This window comes from Streptomyces sp. NPDC005728 (genome assembly GCF_040630895.1).
GTDB lineage: Bacteria > Actinomycetota > Actinomycetes > Streptomycetales > Streptomycetaceae > Streptomyces.
In genome coordinates this window covers 1-9,449 of the sequence record NZ_JBEXYL010000182.1, presented here as the reverse complement: position 1 = coordinate 9,449, position 9,449 = coordinate 1, and the positions used below count along the sequence as shown (strand labels likewise).

Annotated in this window: 9 protein-coding genes; 6 read left to right on the top strand and 3 right to left on the bottom strand. The window is 70.8% G+C overall.

What is annotated here, in order from left to right; genetic code table 11:
- The 4 genes from ABZ471_RS46220 to ABZ471_RS46205 form a co-directional block, all read left to right on the top strand.
- Positions 1-1,863 (top strand): ATP-binding protein (locus ABZ471_RS46220; RefSeq protein WP_359075161.1); only part of this gene is annotated, 1,863 nt, incomplete at its 5' end.
- Positions 1,860-2,546 carry a response regulator gene (locus ABZ471_RS46215; RefSeq protein WP_359075160.1) on the top strand — a complete coding sequence of 229 codons (687 nt, stop codon included), beginning with the start codon at positions 1,860-1,862 and terminating at the stop codon, positions 2,544-2,546. The genes ABZ471_RS46220 and ABZ471_RS46215, both read left to right, overlap by 4 nt.
- Before the next feature lie 99 nt (positions 2,547-2,645).
- Complete coding sequence (locus ABZ471_RS46210; protein WP_359075159.1) at positions 2,646-3,044, top strand: OB-fold nucleic acid binding domain-containing protein; 399 nt, start codon at positions 2,646-2,648, stop codon at positions 3,042-3,044.
- A gap of 3 nt (positions 3,045-3,047) precedes the next feature.
- Positions 3,048-3,833 (top strand): DUF3159 domain-containing protein, encoded by a 786-nt coding sequence (locus ABZ471_RS46205; RefSeq protein ID WP_359075158.1) that lies wholly within the window; start codon positions 3,048-3,050, stop codon positions 3,831-3,833.
- A 125-nt stretch (positions 3,834-3,958) separates the two neighbouring features.
- Here ABZ471_RS46205 and ABZ471_RS46200 read toward each other — a convergent pair whose 3' ends face one another.
- The 3 genes from ABZ471_RS46200 to ABZ471_RS46190 form a co-directional block, all read right to left on the bottom strand.
- On the bottom strand, positions 3,959-4,630 hold the full coding sequence (locus ABZ471_RS46200; RefSeq protein WP_359075157.1) for a TrkA family potassium uptake protein: 672 nt from the start codon (positions 4,628-4,630) through the stop codon (positions 3,959-3,961).
- Positions 4,630-5,301 carry a TrkA family potassium uptake protein gene (locus tag ABZ471_RS46195; RefSeq protein WP_359075156.1) on the bottom strand — a complete coding sequence of 224 codons (672 nt, stop codon included), beginning with the start codon at positions 5,299-5,301 and terminating at the stop codon, positions 4,630-4,632. The genes ABZ471_RS46200 and ABZ471_RS46195 overlap by 1 nt, the downstream gene beginning before the upstream one ends.
- 127 nt (positions 5,302-5,428) lie before the next feature.
- Positions 5,429-5,575, bottom strand: coding sequence for a hypothetical protein (locus ABZ471_RS46190; RefSeq protein ID WP_359075162.1), 147 nt, complete (start codon positions 5,573-5,575; stop codon positions 5,429-5,431).
- A 161-nt stretch (positions 5,576-5,736) separates the two neighbouring features.
- Here ABZ471_RS46190 and ABZ471_RS46185 point away from each other — a divergent pair, with 161 nt between their 5' ends.
- Together ABZ471_RS46185 and ABZ471_RS46180 are read left to right on the top strand one after the other, a co-directional pair.
- Entirely contained in the window at positions 5,737-7,785 is a 2,049-nt protein-coding gene (locus tag ABZ471_RS46185; protein ID WP_359075155.1) for an APC family permease, read from the top strand.
- Positions 7,786-7,888: 103 nt separating this feature from the next.
- The gene (locus tag ABZ471_RS46180) at positions 7,889-9,217 is read left to right on the top strand and encodes a TRAM domain-containing protein (protein ID WP_359075154.1); all 1,329 of its coding nucleotides are present in this window, start codon (positions 7,889-7,891) and stop codon (positions 9,215-9,217) included.
- Positions 9,218-9,449 lie beyond the last annotated feature (232 nt).

The following is a 9,449-nucleotide window of genomic DNA, read 5'->3' as shown; positions in this document are numbered from 1 at the left end:
GAACGGATCGTGGTCGGGCTGACCGGCGGGCCCGAGGGCCGCACCCTGATCCGGCGCGCTGCCCGGCTCGCGGAGAAGGGCGCGGGCGGCGAGGTGATGGCCGTCTACATAGCCCGCAGCGACGGGCTGACCGCGGCCTCTCCGAAGGAGCTGGCCGTCCAGCGCACCCTGGTGGAGGACCTCGGCGGCACCTTCCACCACGTCGTCGGCGACGACATACCGGCCGCACTGCTCGACTTCGCGCGCGGCGTCAACGCCACCCAGATCGTCCTCGGCTCCTCGCGCCGCAGGGCCTGGCAGTACGTCTTCGGGCCCGGCGTCGGCGCCACGGTCGCCCGCGAGTCGGGACCCGACCTCGACGTCCACATCGTCACCCACGAGGAGGTCGCCAAGGGCCGCGGCCTGCCCGTCGCCCGGGGCGCGCGGCTCGGCCGGGCCCGCATCATCTGGGGCTGGGTGGTGGGTCTGGCCGGCCCGGCGGTGCTCGCGGTGCTGCTGAACACCGTCGACCTCGGTCTCGCCAACGACATGCTGCTGTTCCTGGCCGTCACGGTCGCAGCGGCCCTGCTCGGCGGCCTGCTGCCCGCCCTGGCCTCGGCGGCCTTCGGGTCCCTGCTGCTGAACTACTTCTACACCCCGCCCCTGCACCGGCTGACCATCGCCGATCCGAAGAACATCGTGGCCATCGCCATCTTCGTCGGGGTCGCCGTGTCCGTGGCCTCGGTGGTGGACCTCGCCGCCCGGCGCACCCACCAGGCCGCCCGGCTGCGCGCGGAGTCCGAGATCCTCTCCTTCCTGGCCGGCAACGTGCTGCGCGGCGAGACCGGCCTGGAGGAGCTGCTGGAGCGGGTCCGGGAGACTTTCGGCATGGAGTCGGCCGCCCTGCTGGAGCGGGCGAGCGACGTCGAGCCGTGGACCTGCGCGGGCCGCGCCGGATTCGGGCCGCCGCTGGAACGGCCCGAGGACGCGGACGTCGACGTGCCGGTCGGCGACCACATGGCGCTCGCGCTGACCGGCCGGGTGCTGCCCGCCGAGGACCGCAGGGTGCTGGCGGCCTTCGCCGCGCAGGCCGCCGTCGTACTGGACCGCCGGCGCCTCCAGGAGGAGGCCGACCAGGCCCGCGCGCTCGCCGAGGGCAACCGCATCCGCACCGCCCTGCTCGCCGCAGTCAGCCACGACCTGCGCACCCCGCTCGCCGGCATCAAGGCCGCCGTCTCCTCGCTGCGCTCCGACGACGTGGCCTGGTCCGAGGAGGACCAGGCGGAGCTCCTGGAGGGCATCGAGGAGGGCGCCGACCGGCTCGACCATCTGGTCGGCAATCTGCTCGACATGTCGCGCCTGCAGACCGGCACCGTCACCCCGCTCATCCGTGAGATCGACGTGGACGAGGTGGTCCCGATGGCCCTGGTCGGCGTCCCCGAGGACAGCGTCGAGCTGGATGTCCCCGAAACGCTGCCCATGGTCGCCGTCGACCCCGGGCTGCTGGAGCGGTCGGTGGCCAACCTGGTGGAGAACGCCGTCAAGTACGGCCCGCCCGGATGCCGCGTCCTGGTGTCCGCCAGCGCCATAGCGGACCGGGTCGAGGTCCGGGTGGTGGACCGCGGGCCGGGCGTGCCGGACGAGGCCAAGGACCGTATCTTCGAGCCCTTCCAGCGCTACGGCGACGCCCCGCGCGGGGCCGGGGTCGGACTCGGCCTCGCGGTCGCCCGCGGCTTCGCCGAGGCCATGGGCGGCACCCTGAACGCCGAGGACACGCCGGGCGGCGGGCTCACCATGGTGCTGAGCCTGCGCGCGGCAGGATCGCGTCTCGACTCCCTCCCCGTCGGGGAGGCCATCGCAGAACCAGAAAGGCAAACCCTATGACCCGGGTGCTCGTGGTCGACGACGAGCCGCAGATCGTGCGCGCCCTCGTGATCAACCTGAAGGCGCGCAAGTACGAGGTCGACGCGGCCCCCGACGGCAGGACCGCCCTGGAACTCGCCGCCTCCCGCCACCCCGACGTGGTCGTCCTCGACCTGGGCCTGCCGGACATGGACGGCGTCGAGGTGATCAGGGGCCTGCGCGGCTGGACCCGCGTCCCCATCCTGGTCCTGTCCGCCCGGCACTCCTCCGACGAGAAGGTCGAGGCGCTGGACGCGGGCGCCGACGACTACGTCACCAAGCCCTTCGGCATGGACGAGCTGCTGGCCCGGCTGCGGGCAGCCGTGCGCCGGGCCGAGCCGTCCGGGCCGGGCGAGGACGACATGACGACCGTGGAGACCGAGGGCTTCACCGTCGACCTGGCCGCCAAGAAGGTCAACCGCTCCGGCAAGGACGTCCGGCTCACCCCGACCGAGTGGCACCTGCTGGAGGTGCTGGTCCGCAACACCGGCCGCCTGGTCAGCCAGAAGCAGCTGCTGCAGGAGGTGTGGGGGCCGTCGTACGGGACGGAGACCAACTACCTGCGCGTCTACATGGCCCAGCTGCGCCGCAAGCTGGAGACGGACCCGTCGCATCCGAAGCACTTCATCACCGAGCCGGGGATGGGGTACCGGTTCGAGAGTTGAGTCTTCGAGCGGTGGGATGCCCGGGGGGACGTCGAAGGGTGAGATTCCGGGAGTGAGCTGCGCTACGGCGCTGTGGGTGCACCCCGGTACGCTTCACGTATGACTGCTGTTCCTCGTTCCGAAAAGCCGGCCGGCCGGTTCCGGCGCATGCTCGACCGGCTCTCCACCTCGCAGGAGGACCTGGAGTCGGAGGAGCTGCGGGAAGACGCCGAGACCTCGGGGTGCACCCGGATCGGTGACTGCCGGGACCGGCAGATCGTCACCGTAACTGGTACCTTGCGCACGGTCACCCTGCGACCGCGCGCCGGAGTCCCGGCCCTGGAGGCCGAACTGTTCGACGGCTCCGCCGCGCTGGACGTGGTCTGGCTCGGCAGGCGCTCCATCGTCGGCATAGAACCGGGGCGCAAGCTGATCGCATCGGGCCGGATCTCCATGAGCCGGGGCCGCCGGGTGCTGTTCAACCCGAAATACGAACTGCGACCCCTCGGACGGGAGTAGCCGGTGACGTCCCTCGACAAGCCGACCGAAGACACCGAACAGACCCAGCCGGACGAGGCCCGCGACGCTCGTGCGGTCACCGAGGCCGCGCTGTTCGAGGCGTTCGGCGGTGTCCGTGGCATGGTCGAGACGGTCCTGCCGGGTCTTCTCTTCGTCACGATCTTCACGATCAACAAGAACCTGCACGTCTCGGCGGTCGCCGCCCTGGCCCTCTCCCTGGTGCTGGTCGTGGTCCGGCTGGTCCGGAAGGACACCGTCAAGCACGCCTTCAGCGGCGTCTTCGGCGTGGCCTTCGGCGTCGTGTTCGCGATGTTCACGGGCAACGCCAAGGACTTCTACCTGCCGGGCATGCTCTACACGCTCGGCCTGGCGCTGGCCTACATCATCACGACCCTCGCCGGTGTCCCCCTGATCGGTCTCATCCTCGGCCCGGTCTTCAAGGAGAACCTCTCCTGGCGCACCCGCAACCCCGGCCGCAAGAAGGCCTATGCGAAGGCCAGCTGGGCCTGGGGCCTGATCCTGCTCGCCAAGTGCGCGATCCTCTTCCCGCTGTACTGGTGGGCCGACACGACCCAGCTCGGCTGGGTGCTGGTCACCCTGAAGATCCCGCCCTTCCTGCTGGCGGTCTGGCTCACCTGGGTCTTCCTCGCGAAGGCGCCCGCGCCGATCGACGTGTTCGCCGAGATGGAGGCGGAGGAGAAGGCCGAGAAGGCCGAGAAGGAGCGCGAGGCCGCGCTGGCCGCCGAGGGCGGCGAGCCGACGGGCGGACGGCACCGCAGGGACGCGTAACCGCCGGCACACGCACTCGCCGGCACACGCACTCGCCGGGAGGCGTACTCGCCGGGAGGCGTAGGACAGCCGTCGTACGACGAGAAAGGGCGCCCTTGGCATCAAGGGCGCCCTTCGTCGTCGGTTCAGCCTTCTTCGCGCCGCACCGACAGCAGTTCCTCCAACTGTTCCTCCCGGGCCTGCGCGGCCACGAAGAGGAGCTCGTCGCCCGCCTCCAGGGAGTCCTCCTTGGACGGGGTCAGCACGCGGTTGCCGCGGATGATCGTGACCAGCGAGGTGTCCTGGGGCCACTCCACCTCGCCGACGTGGGTGCCGGCCAGGGCCGACTCCTCGGGCAGGGTCAGCTCGACCAGGTTGGCGTCGCCGTGGCTGAAGCGGAGCAGACGGACCAGGTCGCCGACGCTCACCGCCTCCTCGACCAGGGCGGACATCAGACGTGGGGTGGAGACGGCCACGTCCACGCCCCAGGCCTCGGTGAACAGCCACTCGTTCTTCGGGTTGTTAACCCGGGCCACGACGCGCGGAACGCCGTACTCCGTCTTCGCGAGCAGCGACACGACCAGGTTGACCTTGTCGTCACCCGTCGCGGCGATGACCACGTTGCAGCGCTGCAGCGCCGCCTCGTCCAAGGACGTGATCTCACAGGCGTCGGCCAGCAGCCACTCCGCCTGCGGCACCCGCTCCACCGAGATGGCGGTCGGGGCCTTGTCGATGAGCAGGATCTCGTGGCCGTTCTCCAGCAGCTCGCCCGCGATCGAGCGGCCGACGGCGCCGGCTCCGGCAATGGCGACCCTCATCAGTGACCGCCCTCCTCTTCCGGGCCCTCGGCGAAGGCCGCCTCGACCTTCTCGACGTCGTCCGCCCGCATCATCACGTGTACGAGGTCACCCTCCTGGAGCACCGTCTGCGAGGTGGGCAGGATCGCCTCGCCCAGGCGGGTCAGGAACGCCACCCGGACGCCCGTCTCCTCCTGCAGCTTGCTGATCTTGTGGCCGACCCACGTGGGGGAGGCGTGCACCTCGGCGAGCTGGACGCCACCCGTGGGATCGCGCCACAGCGGCTCGGCGCCCGAGGGCAGCAGACGGCGCAGCATCTGGTCGGCCGTCCAGCGGACCGTGGCCACGGTGGGGATGCCCAGGCGCTGGTAGACCTCGGCCCGGCGGGGGTCGTAGATACGGGCGGCCACGTTCTCGACGCCGAACATCTCGCGGGCCACGCGCGCGGAGATGATGTTCGAGTTGTCACCGCTGGAGACGGCGGCGAAGGCGCCCGCCTCCTCGATGCCCGCCTCGCGCAGGGTGTCCTGGTCGAAGCCGACCCCGGTGACCCGGCGGCCGCCGAATCCCGGGCCCAGCCGACGGAAGGCGGTGGGGTCCTGGTCGATCACGGCGACCGTGTGGCCCTGTTGCTCCAGGGTCTGGGCGAGTGCGGAACCCACTCTTCCGCAGCCCATGATGACGATGTGCACGACCGTCCTTCCGGTGTCCAAAAGTTACTGCTCAGCATCAGGGTCTCAGACCGACGCCCAAAGCTACACACGGGCGGTTCGGGCCGGGCACCCCTGTGCGCGGGTTTCCCGCGATCACGGTCGGTGATCACCGGGAGCGATCGGCGCACGCCGCGCACCGGCGGGTGGCCGGCGCCTGTGTCCGGCGCGTGATGCTGCGCACGCTGCACAGGGTCAGGATTCCGAGGCCGACGAGGGCGACCGTGGCCCCGATCAGCTCTGCGGTCGCGGGCATGGAACCTCCGAAGTGCGGTGACGGGCGGGGTCTGCCATCTAGACACGGAGGGCACGAGGACCGCGGAATCCGAAGTTCCGCGCGCCCGCGATTTCACTCATGAGGCAGATCCGGGATGCCGGGTGGGCGGTTGCCTGTTCGAAGGCCTACGATCCTCTGTCGTGTCCAAACTGACCGACGTGCCCAAACGGATCCTGATCGGGCGCGCACTGCGCAGTGACCGGCTGGGCGAAACGCTCCTGCCGAAGCGCATCGCACTCCCCGTCTTCGCCTCCGACCCTCTGTCCTCCGTCGCCTACGCGCCGGGAGAGGTCCTGCTGGTCCTGTCCATCGCGGGCGTGTCGGCGTACCACTTCAGCCCCTGGATCGCCGCCGCGGTCGTCGTGCTGATGTTCACGGTCGTCGCCTCCTACCGGCAGAACGTGCACGCGTACCCGAGCGGCGGCGGCGACTACGAGGTGGCGACCACCAACCTCGGCCCCAAGGCCGGCCTCACCGTCGCCAGCGCCCTGCTCGTCGACTACGTGCTGACCGTCGCCGTCTCCATCGCCTCCGGCATCGAGAACCTCGGCTCCGCGATCCCCTTCGTGGTGGAGCACAAGGTGCTGTGTGCGATCGCCGTGATCGTCCTGCTGACGCTGATGAACCTGCGCGGCGTCAAGGAGTCGGGCAAGCTCTTCGCGATCCCGACGTACGTCTTCGTCGGCGGCGTCTTCATCATGATCGCGTGGGGCGCCTACCGGGGCCTGGTCCTCGGCGACACCATGAAGGCACCGACCGCCGACTACCACATCAAGGCCGAGCACCAGGGGCTCGCGGGCTTCGCCCTGGTCTTCCTGCTGCTGCGGGCCTTCTCCTCCGGCTGTGCCGCGCTCACCGGCGTCGAGGCGATCTCCAACGGCGTCCCGGCCTTCCGCAAGCCCAAGTCGAAGAACGCGGCGACCACGCTCGCGCTGATGGGCGCGCTGGCCGTCACCATGTTCTGCGGCATCATCGCCCTCGCGATGTCGACCAACGTCCGCATGGCCGAGAACCCGGCCTCCGACCTGATCCACAACGGCATCCCGGTCGGCTCCGGCTACGTCCAGAACCCGGTGATCTCCCAGGTCGCCGAGGCGGTCTTCGGCAAGGGCAGCTTCCTGTTCATCATCCTCGCGGCCGCCACCGCCCTGGTGCTGTTCCTCGCGGCGAACACCGCGTACAACGGCTTCCCGCTGCTCGGCTCGATCCTCGCCCAGGACCGCTACCTCCCGCGCCAGCTGCACACCCGCGGCGACCGCCTCGCCTTCTCCAACGGCATCGTGCTGCTCGCGGGCACGGCGATGCTGCTGGTGGTCATCTACGGCGCCGACTCCACCCGCCTGATCCAGCTCTACATCGTCGGCGTGTTCGTGTCCTTCACGCTCAGCCAGACCGGCATGGTCCGGCACTGGAACCGCCACCTGGCGGTCGAGAAGGACCCGGCCAAGCGCCGCCACATGATCCGCTCCCGCGCGATCAACACGTTCGGCGCGTTCTTCACCGGCCTGGTGCTGGTCGTCGTCCTGGTCACCAAGTTCACGCACGGCGCCTGGGTCGCCCTGCTGGGCATGTGCATCTTCTACGCGACGATGACCGCGATCCGGAAGCACTACGACCGGGTCGCCGAGGAGATCGCGGCCCCCGAGGGCCCCTCCGACGACAGTGTCCGCCCCTCCCGCGTCCACTCCGTCGTCCTCATCTCCAAGATCCACCGCCCCACCCTGCGTGCCCTGGCCTACGCCAAGCTGATGCGCTCGGACACCCTGGAGGCGCTCACCGTCAACGTCGACCCGGCCGAGACCAAGGCGCTGCGCGAGGAGTGGGAGCGGCGTGGGATCGACGTACCGCTGAAGGTCCTCGACTCGCCGTACCGCGAGATCACGCGGCCGATCATCGAGTACGTCAAGAGCCTCCGCAAGGAGTCCCCGCGCGACGCGGTCTCCGTGATCATCCCCGAGTACGTGGTGGGCCACTGGTACGAGCACCTGCTGCACAACCAGAGCGCGCTCCGCCTCAAGGGCCGGCTGCTGTTCACGCCGGGCGTCATGGTGACCTCGGTGCCGTACCAGCTGGAGTCCTCCGAGGCGGCCAAGCAGCGTGCCCGCAGGCGGCAGGAGTGGAACGCGCCCGGCGCGGTCCGGCGCGGCCCGGCGGTGGAGCGGCCGAAGGAGCCGGCCGCCAAGGACTGAGGCGCGAGGGACTGAGCGCACGGGAGAGGCCGTAGACTGGTGGGCTGTTGTCGGGCCCACCGGCTGCGGCCGCTTCCCTTTCTCGATCTGGAGTCACCCCACCATGCAGACAGAACCGGTCAAGTCTCTGGTGGGCGAGGAGTACGAGGTCGAGATCGGCCCCGTCGCCCACGGCGGCCACTGCATCGCCCGTACCTCCGAGGGCCAGGTGCTGTTCGTCCGGCACACGCTGCCCGGCGAGCGGGTGGTGGCCCGGGTGACGGAGGGCGAGGAGGGCGCCCGCTTCCTGCGCGCCGACGCCGTCGAGATCATCGAGGCCTCCAAGGACCGCGTCGAGGCCCCCTGCCCCTTCGCGGGCCCCGGCCGCTGCGGCGGCTGCGACTGGCAGCACGCCAAGCCGGGCGCCCAGCGCCGGCTCAAGGGCGAGGTGATCGCCGAGCAGCTCCAGCGGCTCGCGGGCCTCACGCCCGAGGAGGCGGGCTGGGACGGCACGGTGATGCCGGCCGAGGGCGACAAGCTCCCGGCGGGTCAGGTCCCCCAGTGGCGCACGCGCGTGCAGTACGCGGTGGACGCCGACGGTAACGCCGGACTGCGCCGCCACCGCTCGCACGAGGTCGAACCGATCGATCACTGCATGATCGCCGCCCCCGGTGTCAGCGAACTCGGCATCGAGGACCGGGACTGGGCCGGCATGGTCTCCGTCGACGCGATCGCCGCGACGGGCTCCCAGGACCGCATGGTGATCCTGGAACCCCGCCCCGGCGCCCGCCTGCCCCTCGTCGAGCTCGACCGGCCCGTCTCCGTCATGCGCGTCGACGAGAAGGACGGCGGCATCCACCGCGTCCACGGCCGCGCGTTCGTGCGCGAGCGCGCCGACGGCCGCACCTACCGTGTCGGCAGCGGCGGCTTCTGGCAGGTCCACCCGCAGGCCGCCGACACCCTGGTCAAGGCCGTGATGCAGGGCCTGCTGCCACGTAAGGGCGAGATGGCCCTGGACCTCTACTGCGGCGTGGGCCTGTTCGCCGGCGCCCTCGCCGACCGCCTCGGCGAGAAGGGCGCGGTCCTCGGCATCGAGTCCGGCAAGCGCGCGGTCGAGGACGCGCGGCACAACCTCGCCGACTTCCCGCGGGTCCGCATCGAACAGGGCAAGGTCGAGTCGGTCCTCCCGCGCACCGGCATCACCGAGGTCGACCTCATCGTCCTCGACCCCCCGCGCGCGGGCGCGGGCCGCAAGACGGTCGAACACCTCTCCTCCCTCGGCGCCCGCCGCATCGCGTACGTCGCCTGCGATCCCGCTGCGCTGGCTCGCGACCTGGGCTACTTCCGTGAGGGCGGCTATCGGGTGCGGACGCTTCGGGCGTTCGATCTGTTTCCGATGACGCATCATGTGGAGTGCGTGGCGATCCTCGAACCCGTGACCAAGGGCTCCTGACCTGCGGTTTACTCAACACGCTCAGCCCCTGCTCCTGCCGGCTCCCCGACCTGACCGGCGGCCTGCCGAGTCGGACAGATGCTGCGAAGGCAGCGGTCGCCCGCGTGCTGGCGGTCGAAGCCACTCAGCGCAGTACCGCCGCCAGCAGATCGGTCCCCAGCGCTGTCAGATCGGGCAGATTGAGGGTGTAACGGACGTAGCGGCCGTGCCGCCGGGCCGTGAGCAGGCCCGC

Bases quoted from the DNA above. Each gene is read 5' to 3' on its own strand.
- ABZ471_RS46215 (WP_359075160.1), top strand. From the start codon at position 1,860: ATGACCCGGGTGCTCGTGGTCGACGACGAGCCGCAGATCGTGCGCGCC.
- ABZ471_RS46210 (WP_359075159.1), top strand. From the start codon at position 2,646: ATGACTGCTGTTCCTCGTTCCGAAAAGCCGGCCGGCCGGTTCCGGCGC.
- ABZ471_RS46200 (WP_359075157.1), bottom strand. From the start codon at position 4,630: ATGAGGGTCGCCATTGCCGGAGCCGGCGCCGTCGGCCGCTCGATCGCG.
- ABZ471_RS46190 (WP_359075162.1), bottom strand. From the start codon at position 5,575: ATGCCCGCGACCGCAGAGCTGATCGGGGCCACGGTCGCCCTCGTCGGC.
- ABZ471_RS46180 (WP_359075154.1), top strand. From the start codon at position 7,889: ATGCAGACAGAACCGGTCAAGTCTCTGGTGGGCGAGGAGTACGAGGTC.